Below are 25,353 nucleotides of genomic sequence, written 5' to 3'. Positions count from 1 at the left end.
AATTTTGGGGCTGTACTAGATTAGCCTAAACCCCACACCATTTTCCCAGCACTTTAAGTTGATTAAAGGGTGTGCCATAGTTAAATCTAAATTCACCTTCCTTAATAAGCAAGTGAAAATGTTTTTTGTCAATGCCATTGTAGTTTCTTAAAACACGCTTGGCTTGTGACCAGAAATTCTCAATGCCGTTGATGTGATTGTGGTCTTTGGCAAATTCTTTGGAATGGTTAATTCTAAAATACTTAAAATCACTTACATCAAGCGCATTGTAGCTTTTATAGCTATCAGTATAGACAATGCTGTCAGGTTTGATTTTACCGACGATAATGGGCATTAGTGTGTTAGTCTTGGTGTCTTTAACCACAAGCACAAAGACTTTACCGCTGCGTTTTAAAAGACTAAAGACAGCTGTTTTACCACCAGCTCCACGACCACGCTTGCCTTTGCGAATGCCGCTAAAATAGCTTTCATCAAGCTCTATTTCGCCATCAAACAATTCTTTAGCCTCAAGATTAAGATGGTATTCTATCACAAGTCTGATTTTGTGATAGAATAGCGCTGATGAATTTGAGTGTATTTGTAGCAAATCAGCTGCCGAGCGAGCAGTAACTTCAAGTACAAAAAATTCAAGCAGTCTTTTTGTACTTTCTTACTTAGTTTACAATGGGTTATCTTCATAAAACTAGTATAACATGAGAGTTATTCTAGTACAGCCTCATAATTTTTTAGTACGCCAATAAAAAAACCGCCACTTCTGATAAGCCTGCCCTTTCATGCGCCTTAAACGGCAGTCTTTTTTTGCTAATGCGCCACCCATGACCATCAGACACCGCCAAGACATCTAAATCCATGGGTACGGCGTTTCGATCATCTGTACGCCCGCACAGCCTTTCAATGGTTTTTAATTTATGATAGATAACACTCATCAAGCAAGGCTTATCCAGTTTAAGGTACACGCAAGCGTTATAATAGATGGCCTGTGTTCTGCCTGTAAAGTCCCGACCGATGACCATTGATGAGTGTCGAACATTGCCCAGCTTTATAAGCTCAGCTTTGGCGATGCTAAAGGCATGCTCACTATCAGCATTACTGCCAAGTGCAATCACAAGGCGTCGCACCATCAATTCATCACTTAAGTCACCCATAGTATTATCCATGGTGATTATTTGTTACGCGTAATGCTAACACCAACACTATTGGCTTGCTTGATGGCATTGGGCTTATGGATGGTGAGTGTAATGCTGTGACAAGGGTAATGATCTAGGATATGGCGACAGATACTCTCCGCCAATGATTCCAATAGCTTTGCCTTCATCTCATGGCAAATGCGCTCGATGTCTTCGCAAACGGTTTTATAATTAACAGCATGCACGACGTCATCTGTGGCAGCCGCTTGGCTGATGTCACAGCTGATTTTGGCGTCGATGATTAGGCTTTGCTTAATGGCCTGCTCCCAATCGTACACACCAACCACTGTATCAATTTTTAATCCCTGCACAAAGACAATGTCGCTCATCACATTTCCTTTAATTAATTTAAGATTTTCTATATCTAACCATGTCCACGCTAAATATCAACAGTCCAAGCCAAATCAAACCAAAGATAGCCAAGCGCTTGACATCAATCGGCTCATAATAATAAAACACCGCAATGATAAAGACAATACTGGGTGTTAAATAACCCAAAAATGACAAGGTGTTAAAACTCACGAGTTTGGTTGATTGATTATACAATAACAGTGGAATTAGCGTAATTGGACCTGCCAAAGCAAGCAGCCAAACACTGCTTGATAGCCAAAATGCCACATCGGAGCTGACAACACTTGCACCAACAAGCCAAATCAGACATAAAGGCAATAATAAAGCCGTCTCAATAAATAAGCCGTCAATGGCATTAAAAGGCGTTTGGCGTTGCAAAACCCCATAAAAGACAAAGGACAGCGCAAGCAGTAAGCTTACCCACGGAACACCGCCAAACAGCACCACCTGAATGCCAACGGCAAGCACGGCAAGGGCGACAGCGATTTTTTATAAAAGTCGCAAGCGTTCTTTAAAGATGACAAGCGACAGCCCCACGCCCATTAAGGGATTGATAAAATAGCCAAGACTTGCTTCAAGCACCCTATCATTTGCCACCGCCCACACATAGGTTAGCCAGTTTGTGCCAATCAAGAGAGCCGACACAAAGGTCAAGACTAGCCATTTGGGATTTTGGCGAATTTGGCTAAGCCAAGCCGTCCGTTTGCCGATGATGACAACAAGGTTTAAAACCACAAACGTCCACACCACCCGATGAACGATGACTTCAACAGCATGATAACCGTCCAACAGCTTAAAATAAAAGGGAAAATTACCCCACATCAAAAACGCCAAAAGAGCCGTCATTAGCCCTTTTGGGGTGGCTTGAATGCCTGTATTTGCCATTAGCTAACCGCGATGTTTAAACCCACTTCATTGGCAAGCTCAGCAAAATTCGGGAAACTTGTCGCTACTGTTTCTGTTCCTTGGATGATAATATCGTCCGATGCGCGTACGCTTGCCACCGCAAAACTCATGGCGATACGATGATCGTGATGACTTTGGATCTCGCCACCGCCAAAGACTGTATTGCGCTCGCCACCAGTCATCGGCTCACCCTTGCCTTGTATGATGATGCCATCATCCAGTACGGTGCAGTCAATACCTAGAGCGCTTAGACCATCAGCCATGACCTGAATGCGATCAGATTCTTTAACTCGGAGTTCTTTAGCTCCTGTTAACTTGGTCGTACCGATCGCGCAGCTGGCAGCGACGAACAACACAGGAAATTCATCAATCGCAAGTGGCACCAGATATTCAGGGATATCAATGCCTTTTAGTTCAGATGGTTTAACCGTGATATCAGCGATCGGCTCACCGCCAACCACAGTCTCATTAGACACGGTGATATCAGCACCCATTAGGCGTAGAATATCGATTACGCCCGTACGCGTTGGGTTCATGCCTACCTTGCGAATCGTCAAACCATTGCCACCGCCAATTGCGCCAAGCACCATAAAGAATGCAGCGCTAGAGATGTCAGCAGGCACGACAATATCTGTCGCTGTCAGACGGCCACCGCCTGTGATGGAAATTGAATTACCGTCTTTTTTGATTGGATAACCAAAAGCTTTCAGCATGCGCTCTGTATGGTCACGACTGACTTCTGGCTCTGTAATGGTGGTCGTGCCATTTGCCCATAGGCTGGCCAAGATTAGACAAGACTTAATCTGAGCAGATGCCACAGGTAGCGTATAATCAATGGCAGACAGCTTTTGACCACCAGTAATAGAGATTGGTGCAGTGCCTTTTTCTCCCGTGGTCTGAATCGCTGCACCCATGCTTCTTAGGGGTGTCGCCACACGCTCCATCGGACGTTTTGATAGGCTGACATCACCTGTCATCACACTATCAAAAGCCTGTGCAGACAGAATCCCTGCAAGCAGGCGCATACTTGTGCCAGAATTCCCCATGTATAACGCATCTTGCGGCGCATTTAGGCCATCCACACCGACACCATGGATGGTAACTTTATCACCATCTCGCTCGATTTTTACACCCATATCCTTAAAGGCTTGCAAGGTCGCCAAAGCATCTTCACCCTCTAAGAATCCACTGACATGAGTCACCCCATCCGCCAATGAACCCAGCATGATAGAACGGTGAGAGATGGATTTATCGCCGGTAACCGTGATTGTTCCGTTGATATGGCGACTTGGGCGAATGTGATAAGCCTGGCTTGTCATGTCATTTTCCTGTATGGTTGAATCGTTATGTTTGTTTTGACCTGCTTGGCTGATTTGACTTTGGGCAAGCATGTGGCCAAAGTGACGGCGTGCATGGCGAGCGGCGGTCAACCATGCTATCAATGTTTCAGAATCGCCCTGCTCGATCAGTTTGCGAAAATCCTGCAAGTTTTTTTCGTAATCATCAAGCGACTTTAGCAAAGCATCCTTATTATCCATAAAAATATCATGCCACATGATAGGACTACTTGCCGAAATACGGCTAAAATCCTTAAAACCGCCCGCTGCATACCTAAAGATGTCCAAATTATCATCGTGGCTGGCAAGCTGATGAGTCAGATTAAAGGATAATAAATGTGGTAGGTGGCTCGTATAAGCCAAGATCTCATCGTGTCTTTGGCTGGTCATGATGATGACATTCGCCCCAATCGCTTCCCACAGAGCTTTGATTTTTTGGATAAAGCAGTTCTGGGCGGTGGGTGGATTATCATCACAGATAATGAACTGTCGTCCAACGAATAATTTGGCGTTACGCGCAGTGACGCCTGAATTCTCCGCACCTGCGATGGGATGCGACAACACAAGGCTCAAAAAATCCGTTGGCTGACCCACATTCTCACAGGCTTCCAATACTGCTTTGTAGATACTACCTTTCGTGCTTGCCACATCCGTGATGATGGCATCATCAGCGATCAGTCCAGCCATCTTAGCATGAGCAAGCTCATTGATGATCTGCGTGGTTGCCTTGGTTGGTGCTGCAATGATATACAAATCAACATCATCACGGCACACATCTGCCACACTCGCCCCGATCTCATCAATCAGACCGATACGCTTGGCAAAATCCAGCCCATCAAGATTATGATCGGCAGCGATGACATGATGGCACAACCCTCTATCGCGCATGGCACTGATGATGCTCGCACCAATCATTCCAAGCCCGATGATAGCGACTTTTTGGAACATAATCATGTTTTATTCATTCATAAGTTACAATTTATCAGGCTCAATCTCCATCAAGCCTGATTGATGATTCGGCGATTACAAGACCGCCTTTGGATATGACCCCAATACTCGCACGTCTTTGGCGATTTTGGCAATGTCTTCAATAGCGCTTTTGACGTTGTCGTCAGCGATATGCCCCGTCATGTCAATAAAAAACACATACGCCCATTTGTTCGGACGCTCGGGACGGGTTTCAATACTGGTCATGGATACGCCGTGTTTTTTGAGGGGTTCTAGTAGCTCGATCAACGCCCCCGCACGGTCTGGGCTTGACACGACGATAGACGTTTTGTCCTGCCCACTTGGGGCGACCGCTTCATGCCCGATGATAAGAAAGCGAGTGGTGTTGTTGGGGTTGTCCTCAATATTTTCGTATAATTTGTGCAAGCTGTATTCTGCCACTGCCACATCGCCTGCAATGGCTGCCGAATGCCATTCGTTTTGTAGGCGTTTTGCCGCCTCTCCATTGCTTGACACCGCCACACGCTCCACGTTGGGGAAATTGACATCAAGCCAATGACGGCACTGGGCAAGCGACTGTTGGTGCGAATAAATGCGACTTAGGCTGTCCACTTTGGTATGTTCTGCCACCAAAAAATTATGATGAATGGGCAGTTCCACCTCACCGATGATTTTTAGGCTTGACCCCAAAAATGCGTCGAGCGTATGATTAACCACACCCTCAGACGAGTTCTCCACAGGTACCACGCCATACATGGCAGAGCCTGCCTCCACTTCACGAAACACATCGGTAATCGTGGCAAGCGGTACGGTTGTCGCTGCCTTGCCAAAATGTTTTAGGGCGGCGGCGTGGGTGAACGTGCCAACAGGCCCCAAAAAAGCGACCTTTTGCGGAGCTTCAAGCTCCAAACACACCGACATAATCTCACGAAATAGGCGTGCCATTTTCTCGCCCGATAGCGGGCCTGTGTTGCGAGCCATGACCGCTTTTAGCACTTGGGCTTCACGTTCAGGGCGATAAAAAATGGGGTGGTCTTCATGGTTCTTTTTGGAAATGGCGACCTGCTGGGCGATGCCTGCTCGCTCGTTGATAAGTCGTTGAATTTGTTCATCAATGCTGTCAATCTTACCACGCAAATCGCTGATTTGGTTGGTGTCTAGGTTCGTCGCTTGATTATCGCTCATACATTTAACCCTTTATGCTCGAATAACTAAAATACCGTTAATAATACCATGATTTTGAACAATTGTTACCGACTTGCGCGCACTTTTTTTGATAATTTTTATAAAATTCTTATTTGGACTGTCACATTTTATGATATTGTCATGAAGCTTCAGTAAATCACTGGTAAAATCACCAAAAATATGCTAATTTCACGCCATTGTCTGATGATTATTTAGGAAAACTTATGACTCAAAATAGCCTAACCGAGCTTGCCAAACACACCACCATCGTTGCAGATACTGGCGATCTGTCCGCCGTCGCTCGACTAAGACCACAGGACGCCACGACCAACCCAAGCCTAATCACCGCCGCCCTATTAAGTGGTGAGCATGACGACCTTATCGACCAAGTCAAAGGGCAAGATTTTGATGTCGCCATCGATCATCTAACGGTCGCCCTCGGCAAAAAAATCAGTGAGTTGGTTGAAGGTCGTGTGTCCACCGAAGTGGATGCCAGACTGTCCTTTGACACCCAAGGCACTGTCGATAAAGCTTTAGAATTCATTAAATTATATGAAGAGTTGGGCATTGATAAATCGAAAATCCTAATCAAGATAGCCGCGACTTGGGAAGGCATCAAAGCCGCCGAAATCCTAGAAAAACAAGGCATCGCTTGCAACCTTACCCTCCTGTTCACTAAAGCTCAGGCACGCGCTTGTGCAGATGCTGATGTCACACTCATCTCGCCTTTTGTGGGTCGCATTACCGACTTTCAAAAAGCCCAAGAAGGCGTCAATGACGTCGCCATCGAAGACGACATGGGTGTTAACTCGGTCAAAAGTATCTACGAATTCTACAAGAAACATGGCTATCGTACCGAGGTGATGGGTGCAAGCTTTAGGAACATTCATCAGCTGATTGCCTTGGCAGGTTGCGACCTACTCACCATCTCGCCCGCCTTGCTTGATGAGCTGGCTAATAGTAGCCTTCTTGTCTCCAAAGTGCTTGATTATCAAGGTGACATCCTGCCAAAGCCAACACCACTGACCGAAGCAGAATTTCGCACCATCCAAGACAACGAACCTTTGAATGCTTTATTGATCAAAGGCATTGACGGATTTATCCAAGCACGCGAAACCTTAACAAATCATCTAAGACAAGCTTAATTTATACCAAAGAAAAACCATGCTAAATAGCATGGTTTTTCTTATGAGTGATTGATAGGCTTAATTTACCAGATCAAATTACGCGCGGTGTTCTGGCTGATGAACCCATCAGGAACTTGTCCGTTGACCGACTGCCAATTGGCAAAAGCGCGGCGCGTATTAGAGCCTGCCACACCATCAACACCGCCAGTATCAAAGCCTTGAGCGGTTAGGTTTCTTTGTAGGATTTGGATTTGGGTGCGAGACAGCGGCTCTTCATAAGTTGGCCATGACGCCACCAACCCACCGCCACCGCCAATGCGTTTCGCCAGCAATGAAACCCCTAGCGCGTAGCTTGATGAATTATTATAGACTTTAATGACATCGAAGTTCGGCGTTAGTAGTAGCGCAGGTCCATTTTTACCTGCGGGCAGCCACAACTCTGACAGATATTGACCGCCAAAATATTCACCGCTTGCTGAAGTCAGACCCAGCTGTCGCCATGCGTCAAGGCTTTGTTTGTTCTTAAGTAAATTATAATCAAAATTAGCAGGCAACCTTACTTCATAATACGGCATCAGACCCACGATCCAGCCGGCATTTTTTAGGTAGCTTGCAGTAGAGTTTAGTGAATCGCCGATACTCCACGGGCTGATTTGACCGTTATTATTACCATCAACACCTTCATTCATCCAAGTGCTTGGGATGAATTGTGTGTGACCCATACCGCCTGCCCACGAACCTTTTAGCTGACTAATAGATGCATCACCGCGGTTGATCATCTTTAACATGGCGATCAACTGATCTTCTGCAAACTGGCGGCGACGTCCATCATAAGCCAAGGTCGATAAGGCGCTGACCAGATCCATGCTGCCCATGCCTGCACCAAATGAAGACTCCATACCCCAGATCGCTGCGACGATCTCCTTTGGAACACCGTAGTTATTTTGGGTGTTATTGAAGGTGGTTGGATACTCGCCGATTTTAGCGCGTCCTTGATTGACGCGATTCGACGATGCTGCGCCATTGACATATTCCCAAGGCATCTTGGTAAATTCGGCCTGAGAACGATCAAGATCAATTACTCTTTGATTCAAGCTTGCGCCACTCATCAGGCGATGAACTGAGCCCGCCTCATAGCCTTGGGCGATGGTGCGATTGATAAAATCACGCTTCCATTCATCAAAATTAGCATAATAACGCGCCGTTGGCATTTGAACTTGCGGTGCAGGCTGTGGCGGTGGTATCACCACAGGCTTGGGCATCGGTGCAGGCTGTGGAATGCTGGTGCCATGTACGATTTTGATGGGTGGCTGCTTAACTGGCGCTGTGTTATTACATGCGGTTAATACTGCTGCAGACAGCACAGTTAGGGCAAGGCCCGGTTTCAAATTGATACGCTTCATAAAATCTTCACAACTAATTAATAAATGCGCCAACACTTTAACGTAAAATTACGCAAAAGTCGAATAATTTTAAGTTACGTTTCGTCATTTGGTACTTATAACCCATAAAAAATAAGCCGCCACACGGCGACTTATTTTTAGCACTAATCTTACACACCAGTGATGCCGGTCATGTCCACAGGCGTATCCACGACGGTTACGGTATTTTTGGCGGCGTCATTACGCTTGGCTTGCAGGTCATTTAGGTATTTTTCATCAATACCACCTGCAACATAATTACCATCAAAAACAGAACAGTCAAACTCATCAACACGGCTGTACTTGGTATTATTTACCGCTTCGATCAGATCATCCAAATCTTGGAAAATTAGGCGATCCGCACCGATAATCTCGCGAACGTCCTCCACTGTGCGGCCTGATGAGATCAACTCATGACGAGATGGCATGTCAATACCATAGACGTTCGGGAATTTCACTTCTGGTGCAGCAGAGGCGAAGAATACATTTTTTGCGCCCGCATCACGCGCCATTTGAATGATTTCATGACAAGTTGTGCCACGCACGATAGAATCATCCACTAGTAGAACGTTTTTATTTTTAAATTCAAGTGGTACGGCATTTAGCTTTTGACGGACGGATTTTTTACGCTGACCTTGCCCTGGCATGATGAATGTACGGCCGATATAACGGTTCTTGGTGAAGCCCTCACGATATTTGACATTCAGATGCATAGCAAGCTCAAGCGCTGAATTACGAGACGTATCAGGAATAGGGATGACGACATCAATGCCGTGATCCTCGCCCCACTCGCGGACGATTTTTTGGGCAAGCTTCTCACCCATACGCATGCGCGCTTTGTGCACTGAGATGTTATCAATGATCGAATCAGGGCGGGCAAAGTAAACATACTCAAAGATACAAGGTGTGTGCTTAACGCCTTCAATACATTGCTTGGTGTGTAGGTTGTGATGTAAGTCAATAAAGATCGCTTCGCCTGGCGCCACATCGCGAACCACTTCAAAGCCAAGCGCCTGAATCGCCACGGATTCAGATGCCACGACATACTCCACGCCTTGATCTGTCAGGCGACGACCATAGACTAGAGGACGAATACCATTCGGATCACGGAACGCAAGCAGACCGTGACCTGCGATGATGGCAACCACACCATACGCACCTTCACAGCGCTGATAGACCGCTTTTAGTGCATGGAAAATATCATCAGGCTCAAGGTTCGGCTTGGTGGATTTTTGGAGTTCATTGGCAAAAACATTCAAAAGAATTTCCGAATCCGAATCGGTATTTAGATGACGATGATCACTCTCATAGATCTCTTTGGCAAGCTTATCAGCATTGGTTAGGTTGCCATTATGCGCCAGCGCAATGCCATAAGGCGAGTTTACATACAACGGCTGAGCCTCTGCCGTACTTGATGTGCCTGCCGTTGGGTAGCGCACATGGCCAATACCAAAATTACCCACCAAGCGCACCATGTGCTGATTCAAAAAGACATCGCGCACCATGCCATTGTCTTTACGTAGGTATAGACGATCGTCTTTTAAGGTGACAATCCCCGCCGCATCTTGTCCACGATGCTGCAGCATGGTTAAGCCATCATACAGCATCTGATTTACCGGTTCATGCGCCACAACGCCGATTACGCCACACATAATTTACTCCAATTGATTAAGATGATTGGTAGGGATTTTGGATTTGTTGCCATGCACCGCCCAGCGCTTCTTGTAATAGCTCCATGGCGATCGGGGCAAGTGGTAAGAGATTTTGAGCTAAGATTGATTGTTGCCAGTTAGGCAGATGCATCAATAGCGGTGATGCGATACTTAGAATGATGAGCACTTTTAGAATGCCTGTCGCCGCACCCAATACACCACCAAGCAGACGATCCACAAAGCCCAGCTTTAGGGTCTTTAATGCGCCTGTGATGATGGATGTCAAAAGATACACCACAGCAACCACACCAAGCGCAACCAACAAAAAAGCAGCCGCGATCTGTAGCACAGGATTTTCGATAAATCCTGCCAAAAATGGCGCTACTTCCTTAGCGGTGCGTGAGGCGATGATAAGTGCTGACAGCCACGCCACCAAAGACGCTGCTGTCTTGACAAAACCAGCAGTAAAGCCACGCCACAAGCCCATCAGCACCATAAAGGCGATAAAAACATCGATGAGCGTCATAGATTCGGTAAGTGCTGTCATTGTCCGTCTTGGTAACCTGCGATAGCCTGAACGCAGTCTGTCACGAGCGCAGGACCCTTATAAATCATACCTGAGTAGATCTGTACGGCTTTGGCGCCTGCTTTTAGTTTCTTAACCGCAAGCTCACCTTCATCAATACCGCCCACACCGATCAGATCCACCCTGCCCGCTAAGCGATCATGGAATTGCGATAAAATCTGCGTGCTGCTGTGGCTCACAGGACGACCTGACAGACCACCCGTCTCATCAGCATATGGATAATCTTCCACACCCACGCGAGATAGTGTCGTATTGGTAGCAATCAGACCATCAACATCAAACTCAATCACCGTGCGTGCAATCTCATCGACTTGAGACTCATCCAAATCTGGTGCGATCTTTAGGGCAAGCGGCACATAAAAACCATAGTCATTCGCCAGTCTGCTGTGGCAATTTTTGATGCCATCTAGTAGTGCTGACAGCGCGTCTCCGCCTTGTAGGCTGCGCAGATTCTTAGTGTTAGGACTTGAGATATTGATCGTGATGTAGCTGGCATAAGGATAGACACGCTCTAGGCAGTACACATAATCATCAAGCGCCTTCTCAACAGGGGTAACGGCATTCTTACCGATATTAATGCCAAGCACGCCTTGGTATTTGGCGCGTTCGATGTTTTGGATCATCTGATCGACGCCTTCATTATTAAAGCCCATGCGGTTAATGATCGCGCCCGCCTGCGGGATGCGAAACAGTCTTGGCTTATCGTTACCTGACTGCGCGCGCGGCGTTACTGTGCCAATCTCCAAGAACCCAAATCCTAGCTCGCTGAGCGCATCGATGTGTGAGCCGTTCTTATCTAGACCGGCCGCCAACCCCACAGGGTTAAGCAGATTAACCCCCATGCAAGTGGTTGGCAAGGCCTGCTTGGCATAGCCAAAGCCCAGCAATCCAGCATTATTGGCTTTTTCAAGCATGTTCAAGGTGAATTCATGTGCGCGCTCTGGAGCCATGTTAAACAAGAACGGACGAAGTAACGCATATGACATGAAAATAACCCCAAAAAGCCTAAGAAGATACAAAATTGAAAAAAATCGTTTAATTATAACACAGATACATGACCTAAGATAGCTTTTGCCAATGTTTTTGTCATCAGTTCGTATTTTAATTCTCTGGCGTTGCTATGAGCATCAACTTGATGATTTATCATAATTTTAATTCACCTTTTTCGACACCAAGCAGAACTTCTTTAATCCCAATGCCTCCGGTATAGCCACCAATACTGCCATCCGCTGCGATCACACGGTGACACGGAACGATGAGACTGATGGGATTTTTACCATTGGCGTTGGCGCAAGCACGATAGGCGGTGGGTTTGTCAATCATGGTCGCCAAAGTTTTGTAGCTGATGGTCTCGTCATAAGGAATGCTGCATAGTGCTCGCCACACCTGCTGCTGAAAAGGCGTACCACAAGACAAATCAAGCGGCACATCGAACGCTCGCCTTTTGCCCGCAAAGTATTCATCAAGCTGCCTTGTCACCTCATGAGCCAGTACATGATCTGCAACATCGAAATTCAAGTCCTGCAAAATCAGATGAACTGGCTCAGCACTCAAATTAAATCGCGCCTGAGTAGGTTCATTTTGCCAATGCAGCGAGCACAGCCTACCCTCATGCACGCACAGTACCATCATCGGCAAATCAAATGGTGGTCCATAAGTCAGATAAACCATGCTAAATTCTACCCACAAGAAGCTACCCTAAATGGTGGACGGTTCGTAGATTGTTATTGCTCTTCATCAAACAGCGCATCGACAAAATCATTAGGATCAAATGCCTGCAAATCATCAATGCGCTCGCCCACGCCAATATAGCGAATCGGCACGTCGGTATTCTGAGCAACGTTAAAGACCACACCCCCCTTGGCGGTGCCGTCTAGCTTAGTGATGGTAATGCCTGACAATGGCGTCGCCTCACCAAATATCTGAACTTGGTTGATGGCGTTTTGACCTGTGCCAGCATCTAGAACGATCATCGTCTCATGCGGCGCCGTCTCATCTGCCTTCTTCATGACGCGTACGACTTTCTCTAGTTCGTTCATCAGATGTATCTTATTTTGCAGGCGTCCTGCTGTATCTGCGATCAGCACATCAATACCTTTGGCGCGCGCTGACTGCATGGCATCAAAGATGACCGAAGCACTGTCAGCACCATGTCCTTGGGCAACCACAGGAATGCCATTACGCTCGCCCCAGATCTGCAGCTGCTCGGTTGCAGCAGCGCGAAAAGTGTCCCCCGCTGCGAGCATCACCGACTTACCCTCGCCTTGTAGTCGCTTGGCGAGCTTGCCAATGGTGGTCGTCTTACCCACGCCATTGACGCCTACCATAAGAATGACGAATGGTTTTTTTGACGTGTCGATCTGTAGAGGATGGACTTTAGGTTCTAGAATCTCGACCAGCTCTTTTTTTAGGGCTTTATATAATGAATGCGAATAGATCAAATCGCCACGTGCCGTCTGCTCGGTTAAGCTCTTGATGATGCGATTCGTGGCATCAACGCCAATATCCGCCACCAAAAGCTGATCCTCGACTTCCTCCAGCAGCTCGTCATCAATCTCTTTGCCCCCAACCAGAACATTCATCAGCCCTTCGGTTAGGTTTTTGCTAGACTTGGACAGTCCTTGTTTCATTCGGCTAAACCAGCCTTGATTTTCGCTCATTATTCACTCACATTCAACAAACTAAATTTTCTTAACCTCAGACAACATCAAACTAATGGCATCACAGGCACGACGATTTCTTTTTTGGTGTTGCTCTCATTGATAACCTTAAGACGAGCATCTTCATCATCATCCGTCAAATCTGGCGGGCTTGATAATGGAACAAAATTATCATCCTCATGCTTAATCTCATCAAGCATCTGCTCATCATCGCTTGGCATTACTGTTTGATTCTTGGGTATATTTTTTGTTATGTCATTCATGATGACCGCCTCTTTTTGTTTTGTATTATATCATAGTCTTGTCGATATTTTGATGATCAGTCTATCACACAAAAATACATCCCACGCCGAGCATCATACCAATCAAATCATGCCACACAAGGAATATTTGTGCTAACCATTCTCATTTATTTGACTTATGATGGTTTTTAATGCTATTTTTGCACACTAGATAAGGTCAAATTTAGCAATTTCAACCAACTTAGCAAGGACATCCCATGACATCATTGTACAAAATAATCGCCATCGCCCTTATCGCAATTGGCTTAACTCAGCTTAGCGCCTGCCAGACCCTTCAAAATAGCGGCATCAAACCCACGGTCAGTGTCGTTGCTGGCGCAGGATTTTAACTCTTACATTTTTTATTTAACACAATAAGGTTGTATCATGTTTTTAAGAACCAAACTTAGCATGGCGATGATTGTGGGTGTATTATCGCTCACCGCCTGCCAAAGCTTACCAAGCGACACCGCGTTAGCCTCACAAACCACCCCAGTCAAACAAACCAACTATCACGAAGCCACCCTAGATAACGGATTGCACATCGTCATCAAAAAAGACGCTCGCGCACCAATCGCCATGACACAGCTGTGGTATAAAGTCGGCTCAAATGATGAGCCCATCGGCAAAGGGGGTATGTCGCATTTCTTAGAACACATGATGTTCAAAGATAATGCACACCTTAAACGCACGGAATTTAACCGCCTCATCTCAGAGTTCGGCGGTCAAAATAACGCCTTCACCTCAGATACGCACACGGCTTACTACGAATTATTTCCTGCCAGCTATTATCCGCTCGCCATGCAGATGGAATCATTTCGCATGCAGGATCTACACCTAAAAGACAGCGAAGTCGCCATCGAAAAAGAGGTCATCAAAGAAGAGCGTCGCCAACGCACTGAGGATAACCCTCTATCTAAGGCTTATGAAGAATTTATCGCGCTAAGTCAGCCAGACAGCCCAAAATTCCGCCCCGTCATCGGTAGCATGGCAGACATCGAGAATCTTAGCACGGCAGATCTACAGGCGTGGTACGACACCTATTATGCACCAAATAATGCCACGCTCGTGGTCGTCGGCGATGTCGATTATGATGAAGTCATCAACAACGCCAAAAAATATTTTGGTGACAAAAAGGCCATCAACATCCCAGAGCGCGTTATGCCCACGCAGCCCACCCATCAAGGTTATCGCCATGCAACCACTGAGCAAGCGGTAAAATTACCCTCACTCATGATGGCGTATAATGTGCCATCCATCACCACCAGCGATAAACAAACAGCACACGCCCTGTCTTTATTCCAGTATGCGCTAGATGGCGACATGTCGAGTTATTTTGAGCGTGTGTTGGTGCGCGAAAAGCAGCTATTTAGCCAGATTTATGCTTCTTATGATGCCTTTGATCGTGGCGATGGTCTGTTTTTTATTCAGGCCGTACCTAGACAAGGTGTCGATCTACACACAGCAGAACAAGCGATCTTAGATGTGATTAATGCCGCCAAGAACACACCGATTACCGACCAGCAGATGACGCGCATCACCACATCGTTACTGTCTGAGCTGACTTTCGCCCAAGACAGCATTACCGCTCAGGCGCAGATCATCGGGAGGCTTGCCAACATGGGTCTGCCTGTGGACAGTTATGACAGACTACCTGAAGACCTAAAGCAAATTCACCCCGCAAAGGTGCAAGAAGTCGCCAAGCATTATCTCACCAAAGACAACCTAACGACATTATACATACTGCCTAAAGACAACGATTCGGATAATCAATCCACTCAATAAAAAAGGATAAAAACGATGAAAATCAAATACCTGACTTTTGGTATATTACTTAGCATGACTAGTCTTGCCCACGCAAGCGATCATGCAGCTACGACACCCATTGATTTTAGTCAGCCTTTGCCCAAACTTGATAGCTTAGAAAATATCAAGCAGGCAGAATTTCATCTACCCAGCTTTGAGCGATTCCAGGCTGCTGGGAATGTACCTGTTATTTTTACAAAATTAGACAGCTTACCAATGGTGGATATCAGCGTCGAATTTCGTGCAGGGTCAGCTCATGATGGCAAGATTCGCCCAGACGCACAAGGCATCGCCAACATGACCGCCACACTCCTAACCAAAGGCACAAAAACTCTCGATGAAGAAGCCTTCTTATTAAAAAGAGACAGTTTAGGCATACAGCTAGATGCAGGAGCAGGTAAGGACAGCTTTGGCGTATCGCTGCGCAGCCTGTCCGACGAAGAGACACTCAATGACGCCCTTGATCTGATGAAGCAGATGTTGACAGAGCCTGCCTTTGATGAATCGGTATTGGCTCGCAATAAAGAAACCCTAAAAAACACCCTTAGACAAAATGAACAAAACCCAAACTACATCGCGAACCGTACTTATACCCAAGCGCTATTCAAAGACCATCCCTATGGCACGCTTACCACAGGCGACATTGAATCCGTGGACCAGCTGACTCGTAATGATCTAAACACCTACATGGATAAGTTCTTGGTACGTCAAAATGCCACCATCACCATCACTGGCAATCTTAGTCAGGAACGTGCGCGCCAGATCGCTAACGACATCGCAAGCAGCCTACCAAATGGCACAGCATCTAGCGCGATAGCCACACCGACTAATCCGACCAAAGCTCACATACACGTGCCGCATGACAGCACCCAGACGAGCATCATCATCGGACATCTCGCCCCAAAATTCGCCACCAATGAGCAAGAATTCATCCAAAAAACGCAGTTTGGTCTGGCAAATAATGCCCTAGCAGGCGGTAGCTTCAATGCGCGTCTGATGGATGAGATTCGTGAAAAACGCGGCTACACCTACGGCATCTACGGTCGAAGCACATCGCTTAAGAATGCCGGCAGTTATCAAATCAGCTTCTCAACCGCCAGCAATCAAGCTATCAATGCCATCAATGATACCCTACAAATAGTTAATGACACGATCAGCCAAGGCATCGGCGAAGATGAGCTAAATCTGGTAAAAAACCAACAAACCCATCGCTATCCAATGAGCTTTGCCAGTAATGCCGCCATTCATGGTATAGCAACGACGCTAAACTTGCATAACCTCCCTGACAGCTATGCAACCGATGAAATCAAACGCATCCAAAGCACAGAATTAGACGAGGCCAATCAAGCGCTTAAAAGCACCATCAAGCCCAATGATTTTATCATCGTAACAGTGGGTCAAGATAAGCCTGATTTATCTCATTTGTTCCAAGAATAAAAACAAAAAAGGCGGATGATGACATCCGCCTTTTTATTATGAATATAAGGTATCACAATACCATCGCCGCAATCCAGCCAAAAATGATCAGCGGAATATTATAATGCACGAAAGTCGGGATAACCGTGTCTTTGATGTGGTCGTGCTGTCCATCGATGTTAAGACCCATGGTCGGACCCAGTGTTGAATCCGAAGCAGGAGAACCAGCATCACCAAGCACACCAGCTGTCGCAATCAGCGCCACAGTCGCAGGTATGCTAAATCCCATCGCCATACATAATGGCACATAAATTGCCGCCAGAATCGGCACAGTAGAAAATGACGAGCCAATCCCCAAAGTCACAACAAGACCAATGATCAGCATCACCAGCGCTGCCACACCTTTGTTGCCACCAAAGATGTCCATCGCACCTGCCACCAATGCATCGATCTGCCCTGTCGCCTTCATCACTTCGGCGAAGCCTTGCGCGCTAATCATGATAAAGCCAATCATTGCCATCATCTTGATGCCGTCATTAAACACGCCATCTGCTTCACGCCATTTGACCACACCAGATGCCATGAACACCGCAAAGCCTGCCATCGAACCAATTAGCAGCGAGTCTGTATATAGATGCGCCACGAACGCGATCACAATGGCAATCAGCGCCACCACCGCACGGTAAGTGCTTGGCTTATCAGATGCTGTGTTATCATGCTCTTGACTGGTTTGAACTTGGATGTTTTTATAAACCCTTGGCTTACGATAGCTAATAAAGATGGCCGTCAGCAGACCCAGTAGCATACCTAAAGCAGGAATCATCATGATCTGCATGATCGATACGCCTGTGGTATCCATGCCTGCATCGCCGACATTTTTTAGGATAATTTGGTTCAAGAAGATATCACCAAAACCATAAGGGATGAACATATAAGTGTTCACCAGACCAAAGGTGATGATACACGCCGCCAATCGTCTGTCCACCTGCAAGCCATTAAATAGCAACAGCAGCGGCGGCACAATCAGCGGAATAAAAGCAATGTGAATAGGAATCAAGTTCTGACTAAACACCGCCATCACAAGGATAATCCCAAATAACGCCCACTTCACCGCACCAGTTGTGCCAGCACCATTTAGGCGTGCAGTCAGACTGTCCGCAAGCAACTTTGGTGCGCCTGAATGAGCGATTGCCATCGCGAACGCACCTAAGATCGCATAGGAAAGCGCGATTTGCGCGCCATTTTTGATGCCTTCTTGGAAGGCGTTTAAGCTGTCTGCCACCCCAAGCCCTGCCATCAAACCACCAATGAGCGCACCGATGATTAAGCTTAGCACGACATGCACGCGTGCCAATGACAGACCGACCATGACAATAACAGCAATCAATACTGCATTCATGATTAACTCCTAATAAGAAAAGTCGTTAATTATAGCGGATTTTTGATTTTTTAAATTAATTAAAAAATAATAAAAAATCAATAAGTTATCAATTATATTGGTCTAGACAAATTACAAAAACTAACAAAATAGCAAAAATATAACTCATGATAACTCAATAAATCTGAGAAGTTTTTGATTTCATTTTAGTAAAAATTAACCAACTTGCTTGCATTTTTAAAATATCGCCACCATAAACCAAAGCACGATAACTAACGATATTAAGGAGAACTTCATGACTGATGAAGTCCTAACTTCTGACAACGAAAACGAAAACACTTTGCCATTATTGGCGGTGCGCGATGTCGTGGTCTATCCGCACATGCAGATCGCCCTGTTCGTCGGTCGTGAGCAGTCACTGGCCGCCATTAAGACTGCCCAAGATGAATACGACGAGAAGATTTTTGTCGTCTCTCAAAAAGACTCTCTGAGCGAAGAGGTGGACATTGATAACTTGTACGAGTACGGCACAGTTTGCCGTGTGATTAGCACCATGCCACACGACAATGATGATGGCTGCCTAAAAGTCCTCATTGAAGGTCTATACCGCGCCAAAATCGACGACATCGATGCCGATACATTCATCGCTCGCTTCCATGAAGCGCCTGTCAAGAGCCCGATGAGTGATGACGAGAGCGATGCGCATCGTGCTGTATTGCTTGATTTCTTTGCCGATTATGCTGAGACCTCATTGCGTAATGCGCGTGAGATTATTCGTGTTGCCAGTCGCATTGATGATTTTCTTGAGCTGACTTATTTTATCGCCACACGCATCTCCATGAAGCTCGAGGACAAACAAAACATCCTAGAGCGCGATGATATGATGGCGTACTACACCGCGCTGACTGAATATTTCACCAGTAATAAAGCAGAGCGCACCTTAGAGCACGAGCTTCAAGACACTGTACGCAAACAGATGGAAAATAATCAGCGCGAGTACTTCTTGAACGAAAAAATGAAAGCCATCAAAAATGAGCTTTCTGACCTAAATGATGGTGCCGACGAAGAAGATGGCGAACTTGAAAAACGCCTAAAAGAAGCCGACCTACCTGATGATGTCCGCAAAAAAGCCGAAACCGAATTTAAAAAGTTAAAGCAAATGCCCCCAAGCTCGTCTGAGGCATCTGTCGTGCGCGGCTATGTGGAGTGGATACTTGACACCCCATGGAAAAAAGCAAGCAAGGTATCCATTGACCTAAATAAAGCTAAAGATATTCTTGATAAAGACCACTATGGGCTAGATGATGTTAAAGACCGCATTGTTGAGTACCTAGCGGTACAATCTCGCGTCAAAAAACTGCGTGGTCCTATCCTATGCCTAGTAGGCCCGCCGGGGGTTGGTAAAACGTCGCTTGGCGAGAGTATCGCTCGTGCCACAGGGCGTAAGTTTGTGCGTATGGCGTTGGGCGGTGTGCGTGATGAAGCTGAGATTCGTGGGCATAGACGCACCTATATCGGAGCCATGCCCGGCAAAATCGTGCAGTCTTTGGCAAAAGTAGAAGTCAAAAATCCGCTGTTTTTGCTTGATGAGATTGACAAAATGGCACAGGACTACCGTGGCGACCCTGCGTCTGCCCTGCTAGAAGTGCTTGATCCGTCTCAAAACAACAGCTTTAATGACCATTATCTTGACTTAGATTTGGATTTGTCGGAGGTGATGTTTATCTGTACTGCCAACAGCATGAACATACCGCCTGCCCTGCTTGACCGCATGGAAGTTATTCGTCTGCCAGGGTACACCGAAGACGAAAAAATGAACATCGCTCACAACTATCTCACCCCCAAAGCCCTAGAACAAAACGGGCTTAGTAAAGATGAGTTGGACATTACCGATGATGCCATTCTTAGCATTATCCGCCACTATACCCGTGAAGCAGGCGTACGTAACTTGGAGCGTGAGATTAACAAAATCAGCCGTAAAGCGGTGCGTTCGCAAGTTGAGACTTATGGCATTAAACCCAAAAAAGGCACGAAAATTGAGCCGTTGTCGGTAACGGACGATAACATCGCTGACTATCTGGGCGTTAAACCCTTTGACTTTGGACTTGCCGAAAAAGAACCTGAAATCGGGCGGATTACAGGGCTTGCGTGGACTTCGGTGGGCGGTGAGCTACTCACCATTGAGACCGCCACCATGCAGGGCAAGGGCGAGCTTGTCTTTACAGGGTCGCTTGGCGATGTCATGAAAGAGTCTATCCGTGCCGCCATGAGCGTGGTGCGAGCAGGGGGCGAACGCTTTGGTATCAGCTATCACAAATTCAAAGACACCGACATTCATGTGCATATGCCCGAAGGTGCCACGCCAAAAGACGGTCCGTCCGCAGGTATCGCTCTGACCACCGCTTTGGTGTCCGCCTTTACAGGCATTGCCATTCGTGCCGACATCGCCATGACGGGTGAGGTTACCTTGCGTGGTAAGGTGCTAAAAATTGGCGGTCTAAAAGAAAAACTACTTGCCGCACATCGTGGCGGTATCAAGCACGTGCTTATCCCCAAGTCCAACGAACCTGACCTTGCCGACATTCCTGACAACGTCAAAGAAGGCTTAACCATTCAAGCGGTTGAGACCATTGACGAAGTCCTAAAAGTCGCCCTAGTCGCCCCACTTATGCCTTTAAAGCCGAGTGTGGTCGTTGATGCGAACGATAAGACACTAAGAAGCTAATGAACGATAAAATAAGCCCAATTGATTTGGGCTTATTTGTTATTTTAGATTCGATGGTTTAATTACGGCAAAACTAGCAACTAAAGGCTGATTTTTCGGCCAAAACCATGTAAAATATGACGTTTAAATAAAACAGTTAAACTCATGAAATCCCTACTCGACTTCCTACCGCTCATCATCTTTTATGTTCTTTATAAGAACACGGATAAGACAGACGCCAACCATCCCCTGTTGTCAATCTTTGGGCTGTCTGGCGGTGTGGATAATAATCACATCTTGGTAGGTACACTTGGGCTCATACTTGCGACGACTATCATTTATGGTTATTTGTTTTTTAGTCAAAAATTCCGCCTAGAAAAACAACAATGGTTCGTTCTGCTGATGACTGTCGTCTTTGGTGGGCTAACCCTTGCGCTTAGTGACGATTATTACATCCGCTTAAAGGCGATATTGATTAATCTTGCCTTCGCCCTAGGTCTTGCCATCTCGCCATTATTTAATAAAGCACGCCAGCCAATCATTCGTAAGCTGCTAGACCCTGTATTAAATTTAACCGCTCAGGGCTGGATGAAATTGAACTGGGCATGGGTTGGGCTATTCACGCTTATGGCAAGCCTACACGCCTTTTTTGCCTTTGTATTCATGAACGGCGAATACTGGGGTGAATTTACCGCTTTTGGTGATATTATTGTCATGATGAGCTTTATGGTGGGTATGTTTGTCGTGCTGCGTAAGCATTTTAAATTTGAAGAAGCACCTACTAAATAATAACTTTTATCACAACATCAATCACACAAGGAATACACCATGCCATTATTCGCCATCATCGGTCATGACGTCGCCGACAGCACCGCCAAGCGTGCCGAGATTCGCCCTGCTCACTTAGAGCGACTGACCGCCCTACACGCTCAAAACCGCCTCGTTATCGCAGGTCCTACACCCATCAATCACGGTGAACCTGCCATGAGTGGCAGCCTGATCATCGCGCATTTTGACGACATCGAACAAGCGCGCACATGGGCGGGCGATGAACCATACCTACACAGTGGCGTCTACAGCCACGTCGATGTTAAGCCTTTCATCCAAGCACTGCCCAAAGACAGCAATGACTAACACGCTGAGTGTTGCCGACATCACATGGCAAACTGACCATCTGGGCAACACCGTGCCAGTCTCGCACGCATTTGATGACGTGTATTTTTCGCATGCAGGTGGAATACACGAAAGTCATTATGTATTCATCGAAGGCAATGACCTTACCGATAGACTGGCCAACCTTGGCGACAGACAGACCTTTGTCGTCGCCGAGACTGGATTTGGCACAGGGCTAAACTTCTTGGCATTGTGCAAATTCTGGACAACCTTAAAACAAAATCAACAACTAAATGCCAGTGCCAGACTGCATTTCATTAGTACTGAAAAGTTCCCCCTAAGCCAAGATGATCTGCGCACCGCTCTTTTAGCATGGCAAGATGATAAACAAATTCAACACTTCATCGATCAGTTCATCCATCAATACCCGCTACCCCTGCCAGGCTGTCATCGCATTCACATTCAAGATGACATTACTCTTGATCTGTGGCTAGGTGATGCCCAAGAGAGCTTTGACCACTTAATTCAATCTCGATGTGTACAGAATAAGCCTACCTTGATGGTTGATGCGTGGTTCTTAGATGGCTTTGCTCCCAGCAAGAATAGTGACCTATGGTCAGATGAGCTGTTTAGCGCCATCAGTCAGCTGTCTAATTCAGGTGCGACGCTCGCGACATTCACCGCAGCAGGCTTTGTCAGACGTGGGTTGCAAGCTGCCGGCTTTGAGGTGACTAAGCGCCAAGGATTTGGTCGTAAGCGCGAAATGCTGACAGGTAAATTATCCTGTCAAGACGGTAAACCTAAGCAGATTCACAATCACATCGCCATCATTGGCGCAGGTGTATCAGGGCTGTGTGCCGCTTTGGCACTTGCCAGACGCGGTATTCAGGTGACTATTTTTGATAAGAACACACCACCAACAGGTGCATCGGCAAATCCCAGAGCGCTGTTCGCCCCCAAGCTCTCACTCATCGAACACGCCAAGGAGCATCTATCCACGGTTTCATTCTTATATGCCGAGCGGTTTTATCAAGCATTAAATAAACATGGCGATGTCTTCGTGCAGTCGGGCGTGATGGATTTTTTATTACCCACCCAAAAAAGCACGGACAAGCTACAAGCGCTGATCAGTCCTTACCCTGACGAGCTCATCCATGAGATCACATCAGTCTATCCAAATCAGAAAATCCATACCCTCGTGCCAAAGGCAGGTCTCATCCACCCCAAGAACCTTGCTACAGCCATCCTATCCCATCCGCTCATCTCATTTAAACAAGAGATAATCACAAAGATAGCTGATGCCGATAGCGACGTGATATTGAACGCAAGCGACAATACTCATTTTGCCGATGGCGTCATCATCGCATCAGGTTATGAAAGCCATCTACTGCATGACAAGCTGTTTAACCCACGTAAAATTCGCGGTCAAGTCTCATGGCTAGCCATTGATGATGATACTAACTCCAAGCTGCCAAATCAGCCGATCAAATACGATGGCTACTGCGCCAAATTCAATGATGATGAGAATTATTTCTTGATGGGCGCCAGCTTTGTGCGTAATTGTACAGATACGGACGTTAATAATGAAGAACACCAATTTAATATTGATAAATTCTCCCAAGGACTGCCAACGATTTCTAAGCATCTAAATCCATCTCCTGATCGCCTATCTGGGCGTGCCAGCATTCGCGCGCAAACACCTGACTACCACCCCATCGTCGGACAGGTTGAAGGTGGCGTCTATTCGATGTATGGCATGGGATCAAAGGGTTTTACTTTCGCGCCACTATGCGGCGAGATGATCGCAGGCATGATCTGTGATGAGGTTCTGCCCATCAGTGAAATCCTGCTGAATAAAATCAGCCCAAATCGTCCACGACTTCAAACCCCTTTATCGGACAATGAATAATTCATCAAATACAAAAAACGGCCAGATTTACTAGCCGTTTTTTTATTTGGAATCAACTTAATGATTATAGCGCCTCAAAGCGTTTTTGTGCTTCATCCCAGTTTACCACGTTCCAGAATGCCTTAATGTAGTCTGGGCGTTTGTTTTGGTATTTTAGGTAGTAAGCATGCTCCCAAACGTCAAGACCGATGATCGGTTGACCTTCGCAGCCTGCTACTGATTTGCCCATCAATGGACTATCTTGGTTAGCAGTAGAGACAACAGCCAGCTTATCACCCTGCTTAACCAACCATGCCCAGCCTGAACCGAAGCGAGTTTGCGCTGCTTTTTCGAATTCTTCTTTGAACGCATCTACAGAACCAAAATCACGCTCGATGGCTTCTTTTAGTGAACCGCTAAGCTCTGTGCCAGTTTTTAAGATGGTCCAAAATAGGCTGTGGTTCGCATGACCGCCTGCGTTGTTGCGGACTGCGGTTTGCTTGTCAGCAGGAATCCTGTCAAGATTTGCGATTACTTCTTCAGCAGATTTATCCGCCCACTCAGTGCCTTCTAGCGCAGCATTGGCGTTATTTACATAAGCTTGGTGGTGTTTGCTGTGGTGGATTTCCATGGTTTCTTTATCGAAATGTGGCTCTAGAGCGTCGTATGCATAGCCTAATTCTGGTAATACAAATGCCATAACGGTATTCCTTATAAATTAATGATGAATGATGTTACAACAGTGTTTAACTGTTCATTGTAATATAAGGGTTTAGTATGACAAAATCAAGTAAAAAACCAAAAGTTGCGTAAAATCAACACAAGCGTTACATAGAGCACATACCAAGGATTTGGCGTATTTTGATGTATGTATCTTAAATTCACTTTTAAAAAATTTGCGATTATTTTATAATCCTAGTAACCTTTTGGCGGACCATCATGATCATTGCCTATCTATTATGCGGCGTACTGTTTATTGCATTATTTCGTCCCGACCAAATACGGTCAAAAGCTGCCTGTCGATATTGCAAAATCAGGCACATCCATTCATATTCTCACCAATTCACTGGCGGCGAATGATGTCGCTGCTGTGCATAGTGGCTACGCCAAATACCGAAAACCGCTACTAAAGGCAGATATCAAGCTATTTGAACTAAAGCCCGATGCCGCACCCATCACCCAAAAGAAAAAACAAGGTCTGGCAAGTATCTATCGTGGCGGTAGTGGCTCAAGCCTTCACGCCAAAACTTTTACCGTTGATGGTCGATATATGTTCGTGGGTTCGTACAATCTAGACCCACGTTCCGCCATTCATAATAACGAGATGGGCATCATCAACAGCCCAGAGATGGCGCAGGCTGCTGATGAGCATATCTTAAACAACCTACCATAAAGACCCCGCTGCAT

At 46.3% G+C, this 25,353-nt stretch carries 22 protein-coding genes and 2 pseudogenes; 9 read left to right on the top strand and 15 right to left on the bottom strand.

From position 1 onward, the window contains the following. Positions 1-25: 25 nt before the first annotated feature. The 6 genes and pseudogenes from MBO_RS01520 to pheA all read right to left on the bottom strand — a co-directional run bounded on the left by MBO_RS01520 (position 26) and on the right by pheA (position 5,914). Positions 26-678, bottom strand: a pseudogene (locus tag MBO_RS01520) (IS1595 family transposase). Positions 679-725: 47 nt separating this feature from the next. Then, positions 726-1,145, bottom strand: coding sequence for a 2-amino-4-hydroxy-6-hydroxymethyldihydropteridine diphosphokinase (locus MBO_RS01515; protein ID WP_052585223.1), 420 nt, complete (start codon positions 1,143-1,145; stop codon positions 726-728). Between the two features lie 17 nt (positions 1,146-1,162). Beyond that, positions 1,163-1,516, bottom strand: a complete 354-nt coding sequence (gene folB, locus MBO_RS01510) for a dihydroneopterin aldolase (RefSeq protein WP_036362389.1) — start codon at positions 1,514-1,516, stop codon at positions 1,163-1,165. 19 nt (positions 1,517-1,535) lie between these two features. Continuing rightward, positions 1,536-2,423: pseudogene (rarD, locus tag MBO_RS01505) on the bottom strand (EamA family transporter RarD). Continuing rightward, positions 2,423-4,735 carry a bifunctional prephenate dehydrogenase/3-phosphoshikimate 1-carboxyvinyltransferase gene (locus MBO_RS01500; protein WP_036362384.1) on the bottom strand — a complete coding sequence of 771 codons (2,313 nt, stop codon included), beginning with the start codon at positions 4,733-4,735 and terminating at the stop codon, positions 2,423-2,425. Before MBO_RS01500 ends, rarD begins: the two are co-directional and overlap by 1 nt. Before the next feature lie 69 nt (positions 4,736-4,804). Beyond that, positions 4,805-5,914 carry a prephenate dehydratase gene (gene pheA / locus MBO_RS01495; RefSeq protein ID WP_036362382.1) on the bottom strand — a complete coding sequence of 370 codons (1,110 nt, stop codon included), beginning with the start codon at positions 5,912-5,914 and terminating at the stop codon, positions 4,805-4,807. A gap of 224 nt (positions 5,915-6,138) precedes the next feature. Here pheA and MBO_RS01490 point away from each other — a divergent pair, with 224 nt between their 5' ends. Further along, positions 6,139-7,059 carry a transaldolase gene (locus MBO_RS01490; RefSeq protein ID WP_036362379.1) on the top strand — a complete coding sequence of 307 codons (921 nt, stop codon included), beginning with the start codon at positions 6,139-6,141 and terminating at the stop codon, positions 7,057-7,059. A 65-nt stretch (positions 7,060-7,124) separates the two neighbouring features. On the opposite strand, the gene MBO_RS01485 is transcribed toward MBO_RS01490, so the two are convergent. The 7 genes from MBO_RS01485 to MBO_RS01455 all read right to left on the bottom strand — a co-directional run bounded on the left by MBO_RS01485 (position 7,125) and on the right by MBO_RS01455 (position 13,623). After that, a complete protein-coding gene (locus MBO_RS01485) occupies positions 7,125-8,429 on the bottom strand; it encodes a lytic murein transglycosylase (protein WP_227712641.1) in 1,305 nt (434 codons plus the stop codon). Positions 8,430-8,593: 164 nt separating this feature from the next. Next, a complete protein-coding gene (gene purF / locus MBO_RS01480; protein WP_036362371.1) occupies positions 8,594-10,114 on the bottom strand; it encodes an amidophosphoribosyltransferase in 1,521 nt (506 codons plus the stop codon). Between the two features lie 16 nt (positions 10,115-10,130). Then, complete coding sequence (locus MBO_RS01475; protein WP_227540047.1) at positions 10,131-10,661, bottom strand: CvpA family protein; 531 nt, start codon at positions 10,659-10,661, stop codon at positions 10,131-10,133. Further along, positions 10,658-11,686: a quinone-dependent dihydroorotate dehydrogenase gene (locus tag MBO_RS01470; protein WP_036362368.1), complete on the bottom strand. Its 1,029-nt coding sequence runs from the start codon at positions 11,684-11,686 to the stop codon at positions 10,658-10,660. The genes MBO_RS01475 and MBO_RS01470 overlap by 4 nt, the downstream gene beginning before the upstream one ends. A gap of 157 nt (positions 11,687-11,843) precedes the next feature. After that, positions 11,844-12,389, bottom strand: a complete 546-nt coding sequence (locus MBO_RS01465; protein WP_227540046.1) for a methylated-DNA--[protein]-cysteine S-methyltransferase — start codon at positions 12,387-12,389, stop codon at positions 11,844-11,846. A 35-nt stretch (positions 12,390-12,424) separates the two neighbouring features. Continuing rightward, entirely contained in the window at positions 12,425-13,360 is a 936-nt protein-coding gene (gene ftsY / locus MBO_RS01460; RefSeq protein ID WP_036362363.1) for a signal recognition particle-docking protein FtsY, read from the bottom strand. Positions 13,361-13,407: 47 nt separating this feature from the next. Next, positions 13,408-13,623: a hypothetical protein gene (locus MBO_RS01455; RefSeq protein ID WP_036362360.1), complete on the bottom strand. Its 216-nt coding sequence runs from the start codon at positions 13,621-13,623 to the stop codon at positions 13,408-13,410. Between the two features lie 236 nt (positions 13,624-13,859). On the opposite strand from MBO_RS01455, the gene MBO_RS10155 reads away from it, so the two are divergent. Genes MBO_RS10155 through MBO_RS01445 form a run of 3 tightly spaced genes read left to right on the top strand, consistent with a single transcriptional unit; the run spans position 13,860 to position 16,884 of the window. Then, on the top strand, positions 13,860-13,991 hold the full coding sequence (locus MBO_RS10155) for a hypothetical protein (protein ID WP_265013576.1): 132 nt from the start codon (positions 13,860-13,862) through the stop codon (positions 13,989-13,991). A gap of 37 nt (positions 13,992-14,028) precedes the next feature. Then, entirely contained in the window at positions 14,029-15,426 is a 1,398-nt protein-coding gene (locus MBO_RS01450) for a M16 family metallopeptidase (RefSeq protein WP_036362357.1), read from the top strand. A 15-nt stretch (positions 15,427-15,441) separates the two neighbouring features. Continuing rightward, complete coding sequence (locus tag MBO_RS01445) at positions 15,442-16,884, top strand: M16 family metallopeptidase (protein WP_036362355.1); 1,443 nt, start codon at positions 15,442-15,444, stop codon at positions 16,882-16,884. 52 nt (positions 16,885-16,936) lie between these two features. Here MBO_RS01445 and MBO_RS01440 read toward each other — a convergent pair whose 3' ends face one another. Beyond that, positions 16,937-18,262, bottom strand: coding sequence for a Na+/H+ antiporter family protein (locus MBO_RS01440; protein ID WP_036362352.1), 1,326 nt, complete (start codon positions 18,260-18,262; stop codon positions 16,937-16,939). A 274-nt stretch (positions 18,263-18,536) separates the two neighbouring features. On the opposite strand from MBO_RS01440, the gene lon reads away from it, so the two are divergent. From lon to mnmC, 4 genes are all read left to right on the top strand, one after another. Next, positions 18,537-20,966, top strand: a complete 2,430-nt coding sequence (gene lon / locus MBO_RS01435; RefSeq protein ID WP_036362349.1) for an endopeptidase La — start codon at positions 18,537-18,539, stop codon at positions 20,964-20,966. Positions 20,967-21,110: 144 nt separating this feature from the next. Next, entirely contained in the window at positions 21,111-21,734 is a 624-nt protein-coding gene (locus MBO_RS01430; RefSeq protein WP_036362346.1) for an inner membrane-spanning protein YciB, read from the top strand. A gap of 39 nt (positions 21,735-21,773) precedes the next feature. Continuing rightward, positions 21,774-22,079: a YciI family protein gene (locus MBO_RS01425; RefSeq protein WP_036362343.1), complete on the top strand. Its 306-nt coding sequence runs from the start codon at positions 21,774-21,776 to the stop codon at positions 22,077-22,079. Next, entirely contained in the window at positions 22,072-23,967 is a 1,896-nt protein-coding gene (gene mnmC / locus MBO_RS01420) for an FAD-dependent 5-carboxymethylaminomethyl-2-thiouridine(34) oxidoreductase MnmC (RefSeq protein ID WP_036362340.1), read from the top strand. Before MBO_RS01425 ends, mnmC begins: the two co-directional genes overlap by 8 nt. Before the next feature lie 64 nt (positions 23,968-24,031). On the opposite strand, the gene sodA is transcribed toward mnmC, so the two are convergent. After that, positions 24,032-24,646 carry a superoxide dismutase [Mn] gene (gene sodA / locus MBO_RS01415; RefSeq protein ID WP_036362337.1) on the bottom strand — a complete coding sequence of 205 codons (615 nt, stop codon included), beginning with the start codon at positions 24,644-24,646 and terminating at the stop codon, positions 24,032-24,034. A 246-nt stretch (positions 24,647-24,892) separates the two neighbouring features. Here sodA and MBO_RS01410 point away from each other — a divergent pair, with 246 nt between their 5' ends. Continuing rightward, on the top strand, positions 24,893-25,339 hold the full coding sequence (locus MBO_RS01410) for a phospholipase D-like domain-containing protein (RefSeq protein WP_036362334.1): 447 nt from the start codon (positions 24,893-24,895) through the stop codon (positions 25,337-25,339). Positions 25,340-25,353: the final 14 nt, after the last annotated feature.

This window comes from Moraxella bovoculi 237 (genome assembly GCF_000696305.2).
Lineage (GTDB): Bacteria > Pseudomonadota > Gammaproteobacteria > Pseudomonadales > Moraxellaceae > Moraxella > Moraxella bovoculi.
Note: the sequence above shows the minus strand (reverse complement) of the source record. Positions and strands in the feature narration are given on the sequence as shown.